Below are 21038 nucleotides of genomic sequence, written 5' to 3'. Positions count from 1 at the left end.
AAAGAACCTGCCTTTCCGGCTCGACGAACATGCGCACGAACCGCTCCTTTCTCGCTGCCCTCTTCGCCGTCACCCTGCTCGCTCCGGCCGGATCCTTCGCGGACGAAACGTCCGGCAAGGTCCTCGGGCGCGTCGCGACCCTCGTGCAAAAAGGCGACTACGCCGCCGCGCAGAAGGAGCTCGACGCCGTCAAGTCCGGGCCCGAGCGTGGCCCGGCCCTGCTCGAAAAAGCGCGGCTCGAGCTCCTCCAGGGCCGTTACGCCGACGCCGTGAAGACGGCGAAGAGCGCCGCGGCGCTCGGCAAGGACACGAAGATCCAGGCCGCGCCCATCATCGCCGAGTCGCTCGCGTCGCAAGGGAAGGTGAGCGAGGCGATCGACGCCGTGAAGGACGTCGCGGACGAGGACACGGCGCACAGGGCGCGGCTCGTCCTCGGCGAGCTCTTGATCCGCAGCGGAAAACGCGGCGCCGCGAGCGTGCCGCTGCGCAGGCTCGTCGAGGCGTACAACGACGACACGATCAACGATCGGGACGCCGAGGGCCTCTCGCTCGTCGGCCGCGCGGCGCACCTCCTGCGCTCGGCGCACGACGCGAACCAGGCCTACGGCGAGGCCGAGAAGGCGGGCGCGAAGACGCGCGTCGAGACGCTCCTCTGGCGCGCCGAGCTTTTCCTCGACAAGTACAACCCCGGCGAGGCGGGCGAGTCCGTCAAGGCCGCGCAGAAGATCGCGCCCAAGGATCCACACGTCCACGTCGCCATGGCGCGCGTCAAGCTCGAGAACGCCATGGACTTCGAGGCGGCCGAGAGCGAGATCAAGCAAGCGCTCGAGGTGAATCCGAACCTCACCTCGGCCTACGTGATCCGCGCCGGCCTCGCGCTGCGCACGATGGACATCGCGGCGGCCGACGCGGCGGTCAAGCGTGGCCTCGAGGTCGACGCGACGAACCTGGAGCTGCTCTCGATGAAGGCGGCGACGCGCTTCCTCGCCGACGATCTCGCGGGCTACGAGGCGACGAAAAAGCAGGTCCTCTCGCTCAACCCCGAGTACTCCGCGTTCTTCCAGATCGTCGCGGAGTACGCCGAGTGGGAGCATCGCTACGAGGACATCGTCCGCATGATGGACGAGGCCACGCAGGTCGACGCCCAGGACATGAAGGCCTTCGCGACGCTCGGCCTGAACAAGATCCGCCTCGGCGACGACGACGGCGGGCTCGATGCGCTCCGCAAATCGTGGAAGAAGGATCGGTTCAACGTCCGCGCGTACAACACGCTGAACCTGTACGAGAAGACGATCCCCGGGGAATACGTCGCGACGAACGGCACGCGCTTCCGCATTCGTTACCACAAGGACGAGAAGCCCGTCCTCGAGCGCTACGTGCCGCGCATGCTCGACGAGGCGTGGGATTCGATGGTGAAGCGGTATGGCTTCACGCCGAAGATGCCCGTCTCGATCGAGCTCTACGCCGACTCGGAGCATTTCAGCATTCGCACGAGCGGCCTGCCGAACGTGGGCATCCAGGGCGTCTGCTTCGGCCAGTCCCTCGCGGCGCTCTCGCCCGGGGCGGGCCCGTTCAACTGGGGCAACGTGCTCTGGCACGAGCTCGGGCACGTCTTCGCGATCCAGTATTCGAAGAGCCACGTCCCGCGCTGGTTCACCGAGGGCCTGAGCGAATACGAGACCATCATCCGCCGCCCCGAATGGCAACGCGAGGAGGATCCGGCCCTCTTCGCCGCGCTGAAGGGCGGGCGTATTCCGCCGCTCGACGGCTTCAACCGAGCCTTCACCCACGTCGACTCCGTGGAGGACGTGACCATGGCCTATTTCGCGGCGAGCCAGCTCGTCGTGTTCATGGCCGACAAATACGGATTCGACAAAGTCGCGGCCATGCTGCCGCGCTGGGGCAAAGGCGAGCGCACGCCGGACGTCATCAAGGGCGCGCTCGGCGTCTCGCACGAGGAGGTCGATCGGCAGTTCCGCGAATGGCTGAAGACGCGGCTCGCGCGTTACGAAAAGCAATACGTGCCGGACCTCCACGCCCCGCCGCTCGACGAGGCCCGCAAGGCGCTTCGTACCGATCCGAAAAACCCGAAGAAGCTCGTGGAGCTCGCGCTCGCGCTTTTCTCGGACGGGCAAAAGCCGGAGGCGCTCGCGGTGCTCGACGAGGCGCTCGCGCTCGATCCGAAGCAGCCCGACGCGAACTTCGTGCGGCTGCGCCTCGCCATGGGCGAAAAGAAGCTCGACGACGCGGCGCGGATCCTCGACAAGATGGTGGCGAACGGCCACGACGGCTACATCCTGCGCATGAAGGCCGCCGACCTCGCGGAGATGCGCAAGGACAAGGCGCGCATGAAGACCTGCTTCGAGGCCGCCTTCAAGTTCGACCCCTCGCAGGCCGAGCCGCTCCAGGGCCTCTACGACCTCGCGAAGGAGCAAAAGGACATCGCCGGGCAGCTCGACGCCCTGCGGCGGCTGTCGCTGCTCGATCAGCACGATCGGCGCGTGTGGGTGCGGCTCCTCGAGCTGCTCGTCGAGCGCGGCCTCTGGGAAGAGGCCGTCAAGGTGGGCGAGAGCGCGATCTACGTCGACGTCGCGAACGCCAAGGTCCACCGCCTCTACGCCAAGGCCCTCGCGCGCACGGGCCGGCAAATCTCGGCCATCTTCGAGCTGAACAGCGCGATCCTCACGAAACCCGAGCCCACCGAGATGACCCAGATCTACGAGGACCTCGCCAAGGGCTACGACAAACTCGGCAAAGCCGATTACGCCAAGCAGGCGCGAGACCTCGCGAAGCTCGTCGCGCCGAAGGGCTGAGCCGATCCCGCGGGCGCAAGGCGCGCCCTGCGCCCGCGCGGGATCGATTCACTTCAGGTGCTGCGCTTTTCCTTCGCGTCGGCGCGCTTTTGCGCGATCTCGTCGAATCCGCCGAAGATCCGCTCGTCGAGATCTCGCGGCAGGTGCGGGTGCTCGACGAGCTCGTCGCGCAGCGCCGCACGGAAACGGCCGAGCAGGCCGATCGTGGTCACGCGGAGCGCCGTCTGCTGGCGGAAATACTCGATCCCCGTCGCCTGCCCGCGCCCCGAGAGGAGCTGCGCGAGTTTGTCGCCGTGATCCACGAACGAGCTCGCCCAGTCGTAGAGCGTCTTTCCGTCGGGCGTCGGCGCGGCGCGCAGATCGGCTTCGAGCTCCGCGAGCTTCGGCCGGTTTTGCTTCGCCGCGGCCGCCTCCTCCGCGTAGCTGTCGCTGAGCACGCCGAGGTCCTTGATGAACGCCTCGCGAATGCGACGCGCCGCCGCGCGCCGCTCCTCGGGCATGAACGGATGGGAGAGGACGGCCTCGGTATAATGCCAGATCGCCGCGCCGAGCCCGTCGTGGTGCGCGTCGGCCTCGGTCAGATCACCGACGGGCCTGCCGCCCGCGTCCTCGAGGTTCTCGATCGCCTTGCGCTTCGCGGCCAGGATCGGGCCATAAAGCTTGCCCGTCTGCGTGGCCTTCAGCGCCTCGTCCCGGTGATGGAACAGGTCGAGCAGGCCCGCGCGCAGGTCGGACAGAGTCAGGTTTCGCATGACAAATCCCTCCGTGAGTCGTTCGTTCCCGCCGGAGGGTAGCAGCCGGCCTCGGCGCGGGGGAAGGACGAGCGCCTCAGAATCGTCCGAGGAGGGAGAAGCCGCCGCCGAGGGGACCAACGGTGGGCACGACGGTCATGGCCGCGCTGTCTTTGCGCTTGCCCGAAGGTGTTACGAACCAAAGGATGCCCGCGGCCACGAGGCTCGCGCCGCCGAGCCCGATGCCGACCGCGGACGTGGCGCTTGTCGGGCCGGACAAACCGTCCGTCGCCGCCGCCACGCCGGCGATGCCCGCGCCCACGAGGAAGGCGCCGGCGCCACCGACCCCGAGCACGAGCGCGGCCGTGGTGCGCGTGCTCGGGGCCGCGGTCTTTGGGCTCGCGTCCGCCGTGGGAATCGCGACCTCGATTCGAGGCGCCGGGGGCGCTTCGTGCTCGCCGCGCAGCGACGGCACGCTGAGTTCGATGGGCACGGACGTGTCGTGCACGGGCACGACGCGACGATAAGGCTTTCGCCCGGGCGCCATGGCTTCGAGCACGTGCTCGCCGAGATCGACCGGGAGCGGATCGCCGGTCCAGGCGGCGCGATCGAGCGGCCTGCCGTCGATCGTGACCTCGAGCTCGGGCGTCTCCGCGACGTCCTTGGGCACCCAGACGACGAGCCGCGCGAGCATCGCCGACAGCGCCTCGCTGCGCAGGCGCGCCCGGCTCTCCCGATCGGTCATGCCGGCGCGCTTCGCCTCGATCGCGACCTCGGTATAGAGCCGGTACGCGGCCTCGCGCCGGTTCGTCCTTTCATAACATTCCGCGAGCCTGTACCGCGTGCCCATGGCCGGATCGAGCGCGAGGCTCTGTTCGAGCATGGGGCAGGCCTCGGGATCACGTCCCTCGGTCGAGAGCTCCATCGCGCGGTTGAAGAGCACCTCGGCGCGCTCGACCGGGCCGAGCTCATGCGCCGACGTGGGCTCCTCGGCGCGGGCGACCGTCATCGTGGTAAAGAGGGCGAGGGCCGTGCACAGCGCGGCGCCTGTGTGCTTCCCGGACGTCATCTGGAGTCTCCCTGGATTTCCCCGTCAATGGCGCCCCGTGAAGGGGTCGTAACCTCGTTGTCCCGTCTGCGCGGGTTTGGCCGAGCTCGTCGTCGTGGGCGTCCCGCTCGGCGTTTTTCGCGAGGGCGCGCGGCCCGGGCCAGCGGACGCCGACGTGGTCGGCACGGGCTCGATCACGATCTCGATATCCGTTTCGTCCGCCGCGGGCGTCACCGTATCCGTGGGCGCCAGCGGCTGCGCCGCGGGCGCGGGGAGCGCTTCCCGCGTGGTCGTGAATGGCACGTGCACGCCGAGGGCTTTCGTCTCCTGGGTTCGTTGCGGCATCGTCCGGAAGGCGGGCCATTGCACGCCGATCGCCGCGACCCCCGCGCCTGCGAGCGCCGAGAGCGCGGTCAGGCCCGCGACGAGCACGAGGCGCACCGGTCGCGAGGCGGGTTTGGAGTGCGGGCCCTCCCAGGGCCCCATGCTCTTGTCGGTTTTCTCGGTCATCTCGGCAGCGGGCTCCTGTTCACCGACGAGGGTGAGGATGGGGCGGCTCGGCATACGCGCGGGCACCGGGGGGGGCGTGGACGGCGGCGCGGGCGTCGGGGGCGACGATTCGAGGGTTTCTCGCGGCGTGACCAGCCGGAGCCGGCCGGGCGGAATGCTGCTGCGGCGCGCGAGGGAGCCAAGACGTGTCGCCTCCCCCTCCTCCTCCATCGTCGCGCCCCAGGGCCCGAACGGCCGGAGCGCGGCGAGCAGCTCCGTGGCAGAGGCATACCGGCGTGAAGGGTGTTTGTCGAGGCAACGCAAAACGACGTTGTCGAGTCCACGCGGAACGTCGGGCCGGATCGCGGAGGGCAGCTTGACGGGTTTGGCGAGGACGGCGGCGAAGATCTCGGGGACCGTGGCAGCCTGGAACGGAGCGCGTCCCGTGAGCAATTTGTAGAGAATGGCGCCGAGGGCCCAGACGTCGGCCCGCGCGCAAACCTTGCTCGCCGAGCGCATCTGCTCGGGCGCCATGTAAAGTGGAGAGCCCATGAGGTCGCGCGCGCCGGTCATCTCGGGATCGTCGCCCTCGGGCCTCGTATGCTTGGAGATCCCGAAATCGAGGACCTTGATGCAGGGCGATCCGTCCGTGCGGCGCGTGAGGAACAGGTTTCCGGGCTTCAAGTCGCGGTGGACGATCCCGGCGCCGTGGGCCTCGGCGAGCGCGTGGCAGGCTTGCGAGACGTACAGGACGGCCTCCTCGATGGGGAAGGCGCCGCGGCGCTTTTGCAATGCGGCGAGGTCCTGTCCTTCGAGCATCTCCATGACGATGTAGGGCGCGCCGGAGTCGAGGCGGCCGACGTCGTACACCTCGGCGACGTGCTCGCTACGGAGACGGACGACGGCGCGCGCCTCGCGCAGGAAGCGCTCGACGGATTGGTCGCTGGACGCCTCGGGACGCATGAGCTTCACGGCCCGGACCTCGCGCAGGTCGAGGTGCGTGGCGGCGACGACGACGCCCATTCCGCCCATCCCGAGCACCTTCTCCACGCGATATTTGCCGGCGAGGACGTCCCCCACCGAAACGATGTTCGATGCCTCCTGCTTCGACATGGTGCCTTCCAATCAAATGAAGAAAGGTAGGTATGGCTCCACGCCCCCCGAGGGCGCGCGGCGGCGAGCACACGAAAGTCCTGCATCCGACGCTGGATCAGCGTCACGGACGTTTCGTCGTGGCATGGCCCCGCCGGTCGGGCCGTAATGTGTCCCACCCCTGTAGCTTTGCAAGTCTCTGCAAAACCGGGCGAGCCGAGATCGCGGAGAAAACCACGAAATCATGCCGTGGATTTTTTTCGTGGTCGGCAGCCTTCTACCCGGGTCGTCCGGGCAGCGGCGCATGTCCGCGTCATGCAGGGGCTTTCCCCCGATGCGGGGCGTTCCTGAAGGAAACACGCGATCAGGGAGAGATCGCGGGGGCGTGGGGTGGGAGAAGGGAATGCGGCGTGAAAACGAGATGCGCCGCGACGGACGCGAGGGCGCCCGGAACGATTACTTCCGCGGCAGCGACACGCGCACGACCTCACCGCCGCTCGTCCCGACCCATACCCAGGCCGAGCCTTTGTTCGTGATGAGCATCGTGGTCGGCTCCCCGCGGGCGCCGAGGGAAAGCGAATGCGTCGCGGTCATCGGCCCGCCGCCCGCGGCGTCGAGCGTCGCGCCGTCGAAGAGCGCCGCGCGTCCGTCGGCGAAGCCCACGACGAGGCTCGTCTCGCTCACGACCGCGCACGTGATCGGCACGCCGACGTCGACCATCTTCGTCGAAAGCCTCCCGCCGCGCTGGGTCACGATGCACGCGGCGCTGTCGCCCTTCTTGTAAAGAACGTGCAGCGCCGTGCCGCTGCTCAGCCGGTCGAACTTCTTCGCCTCGGCGGGCAGGCCCACGCGTCCGTTCGCGCCGGGCTCGGGCGTCGGGCCGGGGTGCATGCGCAGCTCGAGCCCGCCGGGGACCTCCACGACGACTGTGGTGTCGACGGCGCCGAGATCTGCGACCTTCACGTTTCCGCGCAGCACGAAGGGCCGCGCCTCGACCTCGTTGCCCGAGATCGAGAGCTGGATGGCGTTGCCGTCCCAGGTGAGCGCGAGCGCGTGTTCGCCCGAGGCGCGACCGCGCAGCGAGCGCACGTCGCTGGCGACGCGCTCGAGCTTGGCGCGATGGTGGATGTCGAGCACCGCCCAGACCTCGTTTTCGCTGCGCACGAGGGCCACGTCGCGCGACAGCATCGCGACTTCGTCGCCCTGACCGAGCGAGAGGTTCACCGTCTTGTTCGTGCCGCTGCCGATCGGCACGACGGCGAGGCGCGCGGGTGCGGCCGAGACCATGGCCACGAGGCCCGGATTGTCGATCGCGGCCGCGCCGCGGATGTCCGCGTCGAGGGACTCGACACGACGGGGAGCAGAGAGGCTTTTGTAGGGCATCGCGAGGAGCGTAATGGATCCCGTGGCCGGTGCGGAAGCACCTTTCGCCCGCGCGCGCGCATCTTCTCGGGTACGCATTTTCCTGTACGATGCCGCCATGCGCTTTCCCTCCCGCTCCTGCCTCGATACGCCCCGAAAGCTCTTTGCCGGCCTCACGGCGCTCGCCTTGCTCGTCACCGGTTGCAGCGATCCTCCCGAGACCTGCGGCGTCGCCGGGTGCGGCGTGGGCGGCGCGGGCGGCGCAGGCGGCGCAGGAGGCGGCGGCGGCATGGGGCCGACGGGGGACATCACGGCGAACGTCGTCCGGTACGACTACACGTTCGACCTCGTCACGGCCGAGGCGCGCTCGCTCCTCGCGCTCGACGTCGCGGCGCCGGGCGGGGATTGCTACAGCGTATCGTGCGAGACCTCGTCGCTCACGGACGTCACGTGGAACGAGGGGCCCGCGACATCCGCCGAATTCGCGAACAATGTGGTGAAAGCGTGCGGCGCGGGTATGCCCGCGGGCCCGACGGTCACGGTCGGGGCGCGCACGACGGTTTCGAAGGATACGTGGTGGGGACTCGACGTCGGCTTTTCGCGCAAGAAAGACCTCGCGGGCGGCGAATTTTCTTATTTGCTCTCGTGGGTCGGCGGTTGCGACAGGTTCGGCCCTTGCGACGACGATCCCTCGCGCATGAGCGATTTCCATTTCGAGGTCACGCACCCCGCGGGCACCGTGGTGCTTTGCCCGGGGACGCTCACGGTGGGGGACACGAAGACGACGTGTGACGTCACGAATGCGCCGACGTACTCCGCATTCGCGATCGCCGCCGATCCGCTCTGGGAGCGCGCGCCGTATGGCAGCTTCGCGGGCGTCGATCTCGTGTTTTACGAGGTCCCGCTCGGCACCCTCGCCGCGTCGCTCGACAAGGCGAGCGTCGGCGCGTTCATGGACTGGATCACCTCGCTGCTCGGTCCGTTCCCGTATGGCAAGGAGCTGCGCATCGCGGGCGGGCCGACGGCGTGGCTCGGCTTCGAGCACCCGGGCAACATCATCCTCCAGGAGCAACTCGACAAACTGCAGACCGATTACGCCGACGCCATGATGCACGTGCTCATGCACGAGATCGTCCATCAATGGGCCGGCGATCACACGACGCTCGCGTCCGCGGCCGATTTCGTCTGGAAGGAGGCGACGGCCGAGTATCTCGCCTACGTCTTCGAGGATCTGGCGCGCCCCGAGGGCGAGGCCGCGGCGACGCGCGCCTACTGGGACGGCGTCTCGCCGCTCTCCGAGCATTGGCCCCGCCCCACGGACGAGCCCGCGCCCGAGGTGCAGGACTTTTACGGGGACGTGTACGGCCCCGGGCCGATGGTGCTTTATCTCCAGCTCGAACCGCTCATCGGCCGGGACGTGGTGCTCGCGGGCATCGCGGACTTCCTCTCGAAATCGGGCGGTCGCAGCGTGACGGAGCTCAAAGAAGCGCTCGAAGCCGCGTCCGGGCAGGACCTCGACGCTTATTTCGACGCGTGGGTCTTCGGCAAGGGCGCGCCGGTCTGGCCCACGTTCGCGGTCTCGGCGACGCAGCTCGACGGCCTGGCGACGGTCACCGTCACCCAGCAAAACCCGAATGGAAAACTCTTCCCCTGCGTCGTCGAGGTCGAGGTGAAGGGCGCGACGGAGACGGCGCGCGTCAACGTCGATTTTGGCCTCGCTCCCCAGGACGAAAAGGCCACGATGCAGATCCCGTTCACCGAGCCCGTCGAGACCGTCACGCTCGATCCCGATCACCGCCTCCTCGGCACGAAGGCGGGTCTGCAGCCGATCAAGGCCGCGCGGCCCGTCTGGATTTTCTGATTCTCCTCGCTTGACGACATTTTCCTCGTGAGGGCTCATCGATCGCTTTGCTCAGCCGCAAGCGCGCCCGCAAGCCCTGACGACGATGACGCCTGCTCGGCATCCGTTGGCATCATCCTGGCAATCGCTCCGGGGCGAGGGGCCCGTTCGCTTGGGGCGCGCGCAAAACGCGCTCCCCCGGCAGGGCCGCTGGAGGGATATGGTCAGGTCCAAAGGTACGGGACTCGGTCGACTCGCGGCATTCGCGCTTCTCCCGCTTTCCGGTGTGGCACTCGCGGATACGGTTTCGCTTCTCGCGCAACGAGGCGGTCCCGATGGCGGATCCGAGGTTCCACCACCTCCGGACGGGCCAAGTGTCTCGTCGGTTTGGTCCTACGACGAGCTTTTCACGTTTCCCCTCGATAACGGCTGCTGGTACAGCGCGAGCATTCGCGGCACCGTGCGCCCGATCGTGGCGGGCCGCGACGCGGGCCAAAAGGTCGAGCCCGACCTTGCGGTGACGGCCGTGCTCACCTGCCAGGGCGCGACGACGGTCAAGGTCTCCGAGCGCGTCGCGGGCACGGGCCCGATCACGCGGGCGCAGGTGGAAAACCTGCTCGAACGACGCGCGAGCATTCTGACCGACGAGGCCGGAAAGAAATGTTCGTACGTGCCGGAGATCGATCTCGTGGGCGAGGGGCTCGTGGGCGCGGGCGTCACCTACCTCTGCCCGCTGCAGAGGCCGTGAACGATCACCCCTTCACGCCACCCGCCGTGAGACCCGCGACGAGGTGGCGCTGCGCCACGTAAAAGAGCGCCATGACCGGGAGCGACACGACGAGCGCGCCCGCGGCGAATTTTTCCCATTGCGCATCGTACTCGCCGATGAACCGCTGGAGCATCACGGGCAGCGTGAACATCTCCTCCTTGTCGAGCAGCGTCGCGGCGAGGATGAATTCGTTGTACGCGCCCATGAACGCGAAGAGCGCGGTCACGGCGATCGCGGGGCGCGCCGCCGGCAGGACGACACGGACGAATGCGGAAAACCGCGTGGCGCCGTCCACCATCGCGGCCTCTTCGAGGTCGACCGGGATCGCCTCGAACGCCGCGCGGAGCTGGAAGATCGAGAAGGGCACGCTCGTCGAGGCATAACAGACGACGAGGCCCGTCCGCGAGTTCAAGAGGCCCAGGTAATTGAGGATCATGTAGAGCGGGATCGCGCTCGCCACGGCCGGGAACATCTGCGTGGCGAGCAGCGCCCGCACGCCCGACTCCTTGCCGGCGAAGCGGAACCGCGCGAGGGCGTACGCCGTCGGAATGGCGATGAGCACGCCGACGAGCGCCGTCGCGAGCGAGACGACGAGCGAATTCGCGAGCTGGCGGCCGAAGAGCCACACCTCGGCGCCGTCGACCTTGCGCGCGGCGCCCACGACGGCCGAGAGGTGCGCGAGCGTCGGCGCCTCCGGAACGGGAATCACGCGGGCCGAGGGCGTCTGCGTGCCCGAGAACGCGAGCGCGACGACCCAGAGGACGGGATACAGCGCGAACGCCACGGCAATCACGAGGACGACGTGGCACGCCGCCGATTCGAGGAGCGAGGGCTTCTTGTTCACGCCGCACCTCCCGCCGCCTTCGCGATCGCCGCCGCCGAGACCTGCTTTTCGCGCGCCTCGCGCCGCTCCGCGAGCCAATCCGAGAGCCGGGTCCGGCCGAAGAGCAGGAGGAAGATCAACACGGCGTACGCCGCGGCGTACCCGTATTGCGCATTGCGGGTGAAGGCCCAGCGATAGGCCTCGGTGACGAGGATCTCGGTCGTCCCGTCGGGCTCGCCGCCCGAGACGAGGAAGACGACGTTGAACATGTTGAACGTCCAGACCGCGCCCATGGTCACGGCGGGCAAGAGGCTCGGCCGGATCATCGGGAGCGTCACGAGCCAGAGCCTTTGCCAGCGGCTCGCGCCGTCGACCTTCGCCGCTTCGAGCACGTCGTCGGGCACCGCCGTGAGCGCGCCGATCGTCACGACCATCATGAAGGGAAAGCCGAGCCAGACGTTCGTCGCCACGTTCGCCGCGAATGCGGTGGAGAAACGGGCGAACCACGAAATGGGCTCGAGGCTCGTGCCGAAGGTCTCGTTGAGCGATTGAATGAGCCCCGTCACGGCCCCGAATTGCCGGTGAAACATGCCTTTCCACGCGAGCGCGGTCACGTAGCTCGGCACGGCCCAGGGGATGATCAAGAGCACGCGGTAGAGCGCGCGCAGCCGCAGCATCGGCCGGGAGAGCAAGAGCGCGAGCGCGACGCCGATCGCGACGTGGAAAAACACGTTGATCACGGTCCAGAGGACGGTGACGAGCAGGACCACGTAAAACGATCCCGTCGAGAGGAGCGAGCCGCCGCGCGCCGTGAGGATCTGGACGAAGTTCTCGAGACCGACGTAATTGTTCCAGCCGACCTCTTTCAGATTCTGGATCGACCCGCCGAGCAGCGACGTGAGCGCGCCGAGCACGAGCGGCAAGACCACGAGGACGCCGACCGCGATCACGGCATGCGTGACGTACGCATACGCGGGCAGCGAGCGCTTCACTTCCTTCCGGAACTCGGGATCCTTGGCGCGCCGGACGAGCGTCCATGCGCCGAGCAAAAGCAGCGCGCCGAACACGACGAGCCCGGGCGTGCGCGAGGCAGGCGGGGGCGGCGGGCGGCGCACGTCGTCGAATCGACGCTTGGCCTCGGAGAGCGCGGGCGCGGGGAGCGCGTCGCGGCGGAGGACCTTGCGAATGGCCCGATCGGAAGGCTCCCACACGGCGTTCATCGCGAGCGACGAGGGCATCGCAATCGTGGATCTGGCCTGCTCCGCGAAGGCGGCGAGGAAGGCGTCTTCCGGCGGCAAGGGGACGTCGATGCGCGCGGGCAGGGTGCGCGCTCGGTCGAGGCGGATCTTCGTGGCCTCGGGGCTCGCGAGCAGCCGCGCGAGCGCGCGGACCTCGGGGCGCGTCGCGCCTTTCGGCGTGAGCATGACGGCCTCGACGCCGAGATAAGGCTGGATGGGTTTTCCGGCGGCCCGGATCATGGGCAACGGGGCCACGCGGTAATGCAGCGAGGTCGCTTCGGCCAGGCTCGTCGCGAGCCACGGGCCATCGATGGCGAAGGCGGCTTTCCCCGAGCGGAAGAGGTTCGTGACGACCGAGACGTCGGTATCCTCGGCGACGATTTTTTTCGCGCGCAGGTCGAGCACGAAATCGAGCGATTTTTCGGCCGCGGGGCCGAAGAACCCGAACTGATCGTCGGGCGTCAGCATGAGCCCGCCGAACGCGTGGACGAACCCGGCGTGGTAATACGTCGACTGCGAGTTGTAGGCGAGGGGAACGACCCCGGCCGGGAGGTTTTTGGCGAGCGCGGCGATCGATTCGAGGTCCGCCGGCATTTCCTTGACGAGGTCCGTGTTCACGTAGAGAGCGACGCTCTTCTGCGTGATCGGGACGCCGTACGGCTCGCCGTGGAGCGAGACGGCGGCGAGCGTGGGGCCTGCGAACGCATTCCGGTCGAGCGCGTCGCCCACGGGCGCGACGACCTTGCGGCCGTCGTAATCGCCGAGCTTGTCGTGCGCGTCGAGGAAGAGGTCCGGCCCCTCGCCGAACTGGACGGCGGCGGAGACCTTGGATTTGAAGGCATCCGACGGCAGCGCGAGCAATTCCACGCGCTCGCCCTGGAAGCGCGCGACGATCTCTTCGAGCGCTTTTTGCTCGTCGCCGCGCTGCGCGTGCCAGAGCCGGATCGGCTCGGCCCGGGCCGCGGGCGCGAAAAAGACGACCACGAACAAGAGGGCGAAGGCCCAACACCCGCGGAACGGTCGCCGCTCGGTCGATTTCACGCTTTCACCTCGCGCGGAGCGATGTTCCGGTGGCCGCGTCGAACAGGTGGATCGATCGGAACACGATGGGGAGCGTCTCGCCTTTCTTGATGCTCCGGCGAGCCTCCACGCGGGCAATGAACGGCGCGCCCGCGATCTCTCCGTGCGCATACGTCTCCGGCCCGAGCGCCTCGACGACCGTGACCACGAGCTTCGTCGTCTCCCCGCCGCCCTCGGCGAGCGCCACCTCGTGCGGCCGCACGCCGAGCGTCACCTTTCGCCCCGGTTCGAGCCCGCCCGCGAACGTCGCCTCGTCGACCGGCACGACGAGGCCATTGGCACGAAAGACCCACGCCGAGCCGGCCCGCTCCAGCGCCCCTTCGACGAAATTCATCGCGGGGCTGCCGAGGAAGGCCGCGACGAACTTCGTCGCCGGTCTGTCGAAGATTTCCAGAGGCGCGCCGGATTGCTCGACCTGGCCCTTGTTCAGCACGAAGATCACGTCGGCCAGCGTCATCGCCTCGACCTGGTCGTGCGTGACGTAGACGCTCGTCGCGCCGAGCTCGTCGTGGAGCTTGCGGATGTCGACGCGCACCTGCGCGCGCAGGGCTGCGTCGAGGTTCGAAAGCGGCTCGTCGTAGAGGTAAAGATCCGCCTTGCGGACGATCGCGCGCCCCATCGCGACGCGTTGCCGCTGCCCGCCCGAGAGCTGCTTCGGCAATCGATCGAGCAGCGCCCCGAGCCCGAGCATGTCGGAGGCGCGCTTGACCTGGTTTTCGATTTCCGCCGGATCGGTCTTCCGGAGCTTCAGCCCGAACGCGAGGTTTTCGCGCACGGTGAGGTGCGGATACAGCGCGTACGATTGGAACACCATGGCGATGTTCCGGTCGCGCGGCTCGAGCCGCGTGACGTCGCGATCGCCGAGCTCGATCTTGCCGGTGTCGGCCTCTTCGAGCCCGGCGAGCAGGCGCAGGAGTGTCGATTTCCCGCACCCGCTCGGGCCGACGAGGACGGCGAAATGGCCCTCGGGCACGCGCACGTCCACGCCCTTGAGGACCTCGGTTTGTCCGAACTTCTTCTTGAGGGCCGTGACCGTGACCGACGCCATCGATGGGAGCTCCGGGGCTAGCGCTGGGACTCGGGGACGAGGACGGCGCCGCTCGAAGGCGGCAGCTTGATCGAGAGGCGGCCGTCGTTCGTGACGGTATAGGTTTGTCCGCCTTCATTGAGCACGTCGACGAGCACCGTGCCGGGCGCGGCGCCGACCTGCATGGGCTGGCCGCCGAACTCGGGCGAGCCTTCCTTCTCGATATTTGCGTTGATCACGACGATCGCATAGGAGTCGCCCGCGTCGCCGCCCGTGCGCTCGAAGGCGAACACGTTCGCGTCGGGATCATTCGGGCCCGTGCGGTCGCTGGCCCAGAGGATCTGGAGGTCACCCTTGTTGAGGGCGGGGTACTTGCGCCGGATCTCCGAGAGGCGGCGAATCCGCTGGAACGTGGGCGCCTCCATGTTGTAGCCGGAGGTCCAGAGGTCTTCGCGATTGCCGGGATCGTTGCCGCCCTGGAAATCCTGCTCGGTGCCGTAATACACGCACGGAATGCCCTCCTCGGTGAAGAGGAAGAGCAGCGCGTTGTGCAGCATCTTCCGGCGCGTCTCCAGCGCGAGCGGCGTGCCGAAGATGGGATCCTCGGGGTACATGCCCGCGCCCGTGAAGAGGAAACGCGGCACGTCGTGGTTGTCGAGGAAGTTGACGAGCAGCTTTTGCGGCGAGACGCCCTGGCCCGCCGCGTTCACCGCGCCGCCCTGCGCCGGCGTCACGCCGTAATTGGCGGTGCGGTCGGTCCAGAGCTTCTGGATGTTCGAGGTCGGCCCGCGGTAGCGGAAGACGTCGCGGATGACCTGGAATTGCTGCGGGAAGTAAAACACGCTGTCGAGCATGTCCGCCGTCAGCGGGACGCCGTCCGTCACGCACGCGTTGTCCTTGGCGAGCTCGTCGGCGGGCGGCGGCGCGTCATTTCCGTTTTTCGTGAAGGAACCGACGAGCGGATCGCGGCCGTCGAACGCCTCGCCGAACATGAAGAAGTTCGTCTTGCCCTTCGCGGCCAGGCGCTGCCGAACCTTCTGCGTGAAATGCCGCCAGAAGCCGTTCTCGACGTGCTTGACCGTGTCGATGCGGAAGCCGTCGATGTCGGTGAGCTCGATCCAGCGCGTGTAAGCGTCGACCATCGCGTCGCGGATCGGGCAGAGCTCCGTGTTGACGTCCTTCAATCCGCCCGGGAAATCGCCGCGCACGAGCTGATCCGGGTCGTCGAAATTGTACGTGCGGCCCTTGCGGTTGTAGGCGAGCGGGTTTTGCAGGATCTCCGGCAGCGGCGGCATGTGATTCGACGCCGGGTCGTGCGCGAAGATGATCGGCGCGAGGCCCGATTCCCCGAGGGAGGTCTCCGCCTGGACGCCGCGGACGTCGTAGGTCGGGTCGTATTCGTTCTCCTTGACGACGTTCGGCGTGCCGGGCACGGATTGGTTGAGCGGGTCGTCCGCCTGCCCATTGCCGTTGATGTCGTAGAAGAAGAGCTGCCCCATGTGGTTCGTGACGATGTCGAGGATGACCTTGATGTTGCGGGCATGCGCCGCCTTCACGAGGCTCTGCAAGGCCGCGAGGTCACCGAACTGCGGGGCCGGCTGGGTGAGGTCCTGCGCCCAGTAGCCGTGGTAGGCGTCGAACCCGGCGTCCGTGTAGACGTTCTTCACGACGGGCGAGATCCAGAGCGTCGTGACCCCGAGCTCGTCGAGGTAATCGAGCCGGTTCTCGAGCCCCTTCCAATCGCCGCCGTGCCACTTGCCGGGCGCCGACGGATAGATGGAGAAGTTATTGCCCCAGTCGCCGTCGGCGAAGCGGTCGACGAGGACCTGGTAGATGATCTCCTCGCGCCAGTCGGCGACGTTCGTCTTGAGCTCGACCTCCGGTGGGTCCTCGAACTCCATGCAGCCTGCCTGTCCCAGGCCGGCGACGACGAGGCCGAGGATCGCGGCCGATGAACGCGAAAGGTTCATGAGGCTCCTTCGATTCGCTTTCATGTCATCCACCGTAGGTCGTCTGCGCGTTGAACCACCACTCGACCCCGACGCCGAAGAAATGCTCCCATTCCCGGAGGCTGAACACGTCGTCCTTCGGGTACATCGAGCGCGCCCCCTCGTCGCGGTGCGTGAGGAGGTAAATGAGCCGGAGCTGCGGGCGGCTGTAGCTGCCCTTGCCCGCGGGATTCAGGAAAGGCACGAGGCCGATGCGGAAGAGGCCGCCCATGACCGGATCGTTCGTGGGCGCCGGAATGGGCTGGCCCGGCGCTGCCTGAGGCTGGTACCGCACGCCGCGCTGCTGCGCCTGGTACGAAGCCTCGACCGCGACGCCGCCCCACTCCGAGAGGAAGAAATGGGGACGGGCCATGATGATGCCCTCGTCGACGTCGTTGTAATCGAGGCCGGTGCTCGCATCCCGAAAACTTCGGAAATATCCGGCCGCCATGAGCCCGAGCGGGCCCGTCTCCCAGTTGCCGCTGAGCGTGATCCAGAGCTCGCGCGCGCCTGCCGAGGTGCGATCCGGCGCGAGCTGGAACGGCGTGCCGAATTCGCCGTACGCCGCGGCGCCGCCCGCGTACCGGATGAACAGGTTCACGTGCGAGGCGTCGCGCCCCGTGAACGCGCCGAATTGCGCGCCGACCACGTACCCGAAATCGGCCGGCAAGGTCTGGAACGTGCCCTTTACCTCGGTCTCGCGCTGGCCCGAGGGGATGTCGTGCAGCTCGCCGTAAAAGACCGCCTTCACGCCGGCCGTCTCCCCGACCTTGACGATATGGCTCGCCTTCAGGCTCGTGATGAACTTCTGTCGGTCGAGGATGTTGACGCTCGTCGCGCCGACCTGGTTCAACGCCGGTGTGCGCGTGACGGTCTGGCTGAAGAAACCCGTGCGCGGCTGGTTCAGGCCGGCGTGCCAGGCGATGAAGGTGCGGCCGTTCGCGAAATCGTAGCGCAGGCCGCCGCCCATCGTGTTCAGGTTGTCGAGCGGCCAGTAATCGATGAGGTAGGCGTCGTCCCCGCGGTACATGCGCGAGCCGACCCAGGCCGAGAGGCCCTTCGTGACGATGTTGTTCGCCTGGAGGAACAGGTTCCGCACGGCCATGCGGATGTTGAAATCCGCATTGTAATGAAAGAGCGGCGCCGAGGTGCCGAGCGTGATGACGGCACGTGTCGTCGCGCCCGTGGTTTTCCAGTAATCCTGGCGCTGGACGTCGAGCTCGAAATAAGGCGATTCGTCGAGGCGCGAGCCACGCGCGACGATGTCGGCATCACGGCCGGGGCGCTTTCGGAAATCGGTGGCCGCTCCGACGCGGCCGTACGAGCCCAGGAAAAACCCGCTCTCCGGCGGCGGAGGCTCGGCCGCTTTCGGCGCCTCCGCCTTGGGCTCGGCCGGCTTCACGTCGCCCGCCTCGGCGCGCCTTTGCGCCTCAGCGCCGTCGTTCGCGGGGGGCGGATCCGCCGGCTTGCCCGCTTCCGTCGTCGGCGGCGCCGGCGGCGCATCGGCCGGCGGCGGCGCGCCTTCGGACGCGGCAGGCTTCGGGTCGGCGGTGGGCTCGGTTTGCGCTGCCGCGAGAGACGGGGAGGCACAGAGCGCCGCGGCGAGGAGGGCCAGCGGGACGCCGTGAACACGGCTCCTCCGCGGCCCGAATTCGGGTCCGGGTCGTCGCACGTCGGGCACGGTACACCAAGGTGCGGCCCCGCGTGAAGATTGCATCGTCGAGACGCACGACGCCGTCGTCAAACCCGGATCGTGCGCGGCAGGACGCTGCGGACCCAACCGACCACCCGCGCGTAGCCGTCGAATGCGAGGGCGATCACGATGCCATCGTAGGGTACGCGATACCGTACGTCTCCAAAGTAAACGATGGCCATGAGCACGAGGGCGACGAGGTGCGCAGAGAGGAGCGCGTGCCGCGCGAGATCACGTCTGCGCGAGGCGGCGAAGGCCACGAGCATCGGCGGCAGGAGCAGCACGTTGTGCAGATCGAGCGCGCGCCGCATGGGGCGGCGATAGTCGTCGGTGCCCGAGTCGGGCCAGACGATATTGTAGCCCCAGAGCATCACCACGTGGCCGAGGGCGTATCGCGCCTGCCGGACGAGCCCGGTCTTCGCGACGCACTTTTCCGCGAGCGAGTAGAACGGGCCCGCATTCCACATCGTGCCCTGGACCGTGAGCCTCGTGCCGAACGCCGGATCGAGCCGGACGAACGCGTCGGGGTATTTCTTGTCGCGATAGGCGAGGTAGCCCATCGGAGGCGGCCCGAACGAGGCGTAGTAGCCACGCGTGCGCGCCTCGATGTCGACGGCGTGGCAACGTCCGAACGCGTAATTGAGGGGGCCGTTCGCGCTGATCAGGCCGAAGCGGCCCATGTGGTGGTGAAAACGCGCGGCGGAGACGGCGAGCACGAGGACGACGGGCACGAGCGCGCGCGCGATGTGCGCGGGGCGGATGCGCGGCAAGGCGCGGCGGCGCGCGAGCCAGACGAGGAAAAGCAAGGGGAGCGAGAGCAGGATCTGCGGGCGGAACGTGGCGCCGAGCGCGACCGATGCGCCGAAGAGAAAGGCGTCACGCGCGCGGCCCGTATCCGCGAGGCGAAGCGAAAAGAGCGCGGCGGCCGTGACGCAGACGGTGAAGGGCAGCTCGCTCAGGAAGTATCCGCCGAGCGAGATCCACGGGTAATAAAAGCAAGCGACGAGCGCGGCGATCCGAGGCGCGATCCGGCCGCGGCCGAGCCGCTCCGCGAGGAGCGAGACGAGCGGCACGAGGGAAGCGCCGACGAGCGCGTAGAGGACGGCCGGCGCGGCATGGTTTTCCCGGCCAAACACGGCGCGGACGAGGGCGATGAGGACGTGCGTGCCGTACGGGAAAAAGGCGTCGGCGGGGTTCTTGCCGAGCGGGGCGTCGAGCAGCGCGGTCGAGCGCTCGAAGTAACCCGCCATGTCGGAGTAGACGTGCTCGGACGGCGGGTGGACGACGAGGTTCCACACGAGCCGGAGCGCGAGCGCGAGGAGCGTGACGGCGGCGAGGAACGGGCGGCGCAGAGGCCGGAGCGTCATCGACGCGAGGCGCGGAAAGCTTCGGCGAAGCGCGCGGCGAGGTCGCGATCGATCGGGGTGCCGGCGCGTCCGCCTGCGCGGAGCGCGGAGCCGACGATGATGCCGTGGGCTTTCCGGACGGCCGCGAGGTTGTCCATCGTGACGCCGCTCGCGACGTAGACGGGGACCGAGACGGCGCGCGTGACCGCGTCGAGATCGGCCTCGGAGGCGGCGCGGCCGGTGCCGCTGCCCGTGACGAGCAACGCGTCGGCGAGCCCGCGCTCGGCGAGGTCGTGCGCCTCTTCTTCGATGGGGCGTGGCGCGAGGGGCGCGGAGTGCTTGACGTCGACGTCGCAGAAGATGCGGACGCGGTCGGCGGCGAGCGCGCGGCGCGTGCGTAGCGTGTGGTGCGCGGCGCCTTGCACGAGGCCTTGATCGGTGACGCGCGCGCCGGTGTGCACGTTGACGCGGATCATGTCGGCGTGCGTGGCGACGGCGACGGCGAGCGCGGCGTCGGCGTCGTTGCGCAGGATGTTCACGCCGAGGAAGAGGCCCTTGCTGCCCTCGCGCGCGGCGCGCGCGCAGGTGGTCATGCACGCGATCGTGATCGGCGGGACGGGGCCGGGGAAGAAGGGCGCGTCGCCGAAGTTCTCGATGACGATGCCGTCGTAGCCGGCGGCCACGAGCAGCTCCGCTTCGCGAAAGGCGCGCTCTTCGGCGGGGCCGAGATCACCGTCGGATCGAGGGCTGCCGGGCAGGGGCGGGAGGTGGATGACGCCGAGGAGGCTGGGGAGGACGCTCGTCACGCGCAGGCCTTTACCACGAGCTTCACGAAGATCGTTTCTTCGCCGTGAACTGGTTGTAGGTCATACGGATCGTCTCCTTCTGACCGCGGTTCAGATAGGGATCGCCATCGAGGGCCGCGAGGAAATCTCCGCCGCCGCCGCTCGCCGCCGCGGCCGCCGGGGGCGGGGGCGTCTTCGTGGCTTCTTCGCGGGCTTTTCCGAGCTCGGCTTCGAGGGCCGTGGCCTTCGCCTGGGCTTCCTTGGCCGCTGCTTCACGCTCGTAGAGCTTCGCCTCGATCTCCGCGACTTGCTTCTTCGTGGCGGCGGCTCCCTCCTCGGCGGCCTTCTTCTGCCGCTCCACGTCGGCGAGCTTCTTCGCGGCGGCCGCGGCCTCGGCGCGCGCGGCGCTCTCGGCCTTCGCGAGCTCGCTGATCTTCTGCTCGCTCGAGGCCGCTGCGCTGCGACCTTCCTCGGCGGCGCGGGCGAGCTCGGCGATGGTCTTCTGCGCGACGTCGCCTTCGATGGCCTTCGCTTCGAGCGCGCGTTTCGCCTCTTCCTGCGCCTTCTGCGCCGCGTCCCGCTCCTCGGCGAGCCGCGCGACCTCGGCCTCGATCGCTTCGAGCTTCTTCTTCGCCTCGGCGGCCGCTTCGGCCTCCTTCTTCGCGTCCTCGGCTTCCTTCTTCGCGGCCTCGGCTTCCTTCTCGGCGGCGGCGCGCTGCGATTTCTGGTGGAGGAGCTCGCTCGCGTGGCGCTCGCGATCCTTGCGCTCTTCGAGGAGCTGGCGTTGCGCGGTCGCGAGGCGCGCGGCGGTTTGTCGCCGGAGCAACGAGAGCATCACGCAGAGGCCGAGGGCGATGAGGGTGAGCCAGTAGAGCGTGGACTGCGGCATCGAGCTTTGGGGTCTACGGTAACGG

General features: G+C 68.4%; 15 protein-coding genes. 3 read left to right on the top strand and 12 right to left on the bottom strand.

The window, feature by feature from the left end; genetic code table 11:
• Positions 1-29 precede the first annotated feature (29 nt).
• On the top strand, positions 30-2813 hold the full coding sequence (locus QHF84_RS09625) for a tetratricopeptide repeat protein (protein ID WP_281312919.1): 2784 nt from the start codon (positions 30-32) through the stop codon (positions 2811-2813).
• 53 nt (positions 2814-2866) lie between these two features.
• Here the strand turns inward: QHF84_RS09625 and QHF84_RS09620 are convergent, their stop codons facing one another.
• The 4 genes from QHF84_RS09620 to QHF84_RS09605 all read right to left on the bottom strand — a co-directional run bounded on the left by QHF84_RS09620 (position 2867) and on the right by QHF84_RS09605 (position 7556).
• Positions 2867-3565: a hypothetical protein gene (locus QHF84_RS09620; RefSeq protein ID WP_281312918.1), complete on the bottom strand. Its 699-nt coding sequence runs from the start codon at positions 3563-3565 to the stop codon at positions 2867-2869.
• Between the two features lie 76 nt (positions 3566-3641).
• Positions 3642-4613, bottom strand: coding sequence for a hypothetical protein (locus tag QHF84_RS09615; protein WP_281312917.1), 972 nt, complete (start codon positions 4611-4613; stop codon positions 3642-3644).
• 24 nt (positions 4614-4637) lie between these two features.
• A complete protein-coding gene (locus tag QHF84_RS09610; protein ID WP_281312916.1) occupies positions 4638-6194 on the bottom strand; it encodes a serine/threonine-protein kinase in 1557 nt (518 codons plus the stop codon).
• Between the two features lie 435 nt (positions 6195-6629).
• Entirely contained in the window at positions 6630-7556 is a 927-nt protein-coding gene (locus tag QHF84_RS09605; protein ID WP_281312915.1) for a hypothetical protein, read from the bottom strand.
• Between the two features lie 97 nt (positions 7557-7653).
• On the opposite strand from QHF84_RS09605, the gene QHF84_RS09600 reads away from it, so the two are divergent.
• Together QHF84_RS09600 and QHF84_RS09595 are read left to right on the top strand one after the other, a co-directional pair.
• Positions 7654-9396, top strand: coding sequence for a M1 family aminopeptidase (locus QHF84_RS09600; protein WP_281312914.1), 1743 nt, complete (start codon positions 7654-7656; stop codon positions 9394-9396).
• A gap of 439 nt (positions 9397-9835) precedes the next feature.
• Positions 9836-10123, top strand: a complete 288-nt coding sequence (locus tag QHF84_RS09595; RefSeq protein ID WP_281312913.1) for a hypothetical protein — start codon at positions 9836-9838, stop codon at positions 10121-10123.
• 4 nt (positions 10124-10127) lie between these two features.
• On the opposite strand, the gene QHF84_RS09590 is transcribed toward QHF84_RS09595, so the two are convergent.
• The 8 genes from QHF84_RS09590 to QHF84_RS09555 all read right to left on the bottom strand — a co-directional run bounded on the left by QHF84_RS09590 (position 10128) and on the right by QHF84_RS09555 (position 21013).
• Positions 10128-10988 (bottom strand): sugar ABC transporter permease, encoded by an 861-nt coding sequence (locus tag QHF84_RS09590; RefSeq protein ID WP_281312912.1) that lies wholly within the window; start codon positions 10986-10988, stop codon positions 10128-10130.
• Positions 10985-13246 (bottom strand): extracellular solute-binding protein, encoded by a 2262-nt coding sequence (locus tag QHF84_RS09585; protein WP_281312911.1) that lies wholly within the window; start codon positions 13244-13246, stop codon positions 10985-10987. The genes QHF84_RS09590 and QHF84_RS09585 overlap by 4 nt, the downstream gene beginning before the upstream one ends.
• 4 nt (positions 13247-13250) lie before the next feature.
• The gene (gene ugpC, locus QHF84_RS09580; RefSeq protein ID WP_281312910.1) at positions 13251-14333 is read right to left on the bottom strand and encodes a sn-glycerol-3-phosphate ABC transporter ATP-binding protein UgpC; all 1083 of its coding nucleotides are present in this window, start codon (positions 14331-14333) and stop codon (positions 13251-13253) included.
• A 17-nt stretch (positions 14334-14350) separates the two neighbouring features.
• Positions 14351-16282, bottom strand: a complete 1932-nt coding sequence (locus QHF84_RS09575) for an alpha-amylase family glycosyl hydrolase (RefSeq protein ID WP_281312909.1) — start codon at positions 16280-16282, stop codon at positions 14351-14353.
• A gap of 25 nt (positions 16283-16307) precedes the next feature.
• Positions 16308-17972, bottom strand: coding sequence for a carbohydrate porin (locus tag QHF84_RS09570; protein ID WP_281312908.1), 1665 nt, complete (start codon positions 17970-17972; stop codon positions 16308-16310).
• Positions 17973-18040: 68 nt separating this feature from the next.
• Positions 18041-19360, bottom strand: a complete 1320-nt coding sequence (locus tag QHF84_RS09565) for a glycosyltransferase family 39 protein (protein WP_281312907.1) — start codon at positions 19358-19360, stop codon at positions 18041-18043.
• On the bottom strand, positions 19357-20145 hold the full coding sequence (locus tag QHF84_RS09560) for a BtpA/SgcQ family protein (protein ID WP_281312906.1): 789 nt from the start codon (positions 20143-20145) through the stop codon (positions 19357-19359). The genes QHF84_RS09565 and QHF84_RS09560 overlap by 4 nt, the downstream gene beginning before the upstream one ends.
• Positions 20146-20167: 22 nt before the next feature.
• The gene (locus tag QHF84_RS09555) at positions 20168-21013 is read right to left on the bottom strand and encodes a hypothetical protein (RefSeq protein WP_281312905.1); all 846 of its coding nucleotides are present in this window, start codon (positions 21011-21013) and stop codon (positions 20168-20170) included.
• Between the last annotated feature and the right edge of the window lie 25 nt (positions 21014-21038).

It is taken from the genome of Polyangium sp. y55x31 (assembly GCF_029946505.1).
Lineage (GTDB): Bacteria > Myxococcota_A > Polyangia > Polyangiales > Polyangiaceae > Polyangium.
This window is presented reverse-complemented; position numbering and strand designations above follow the sequence as displayed.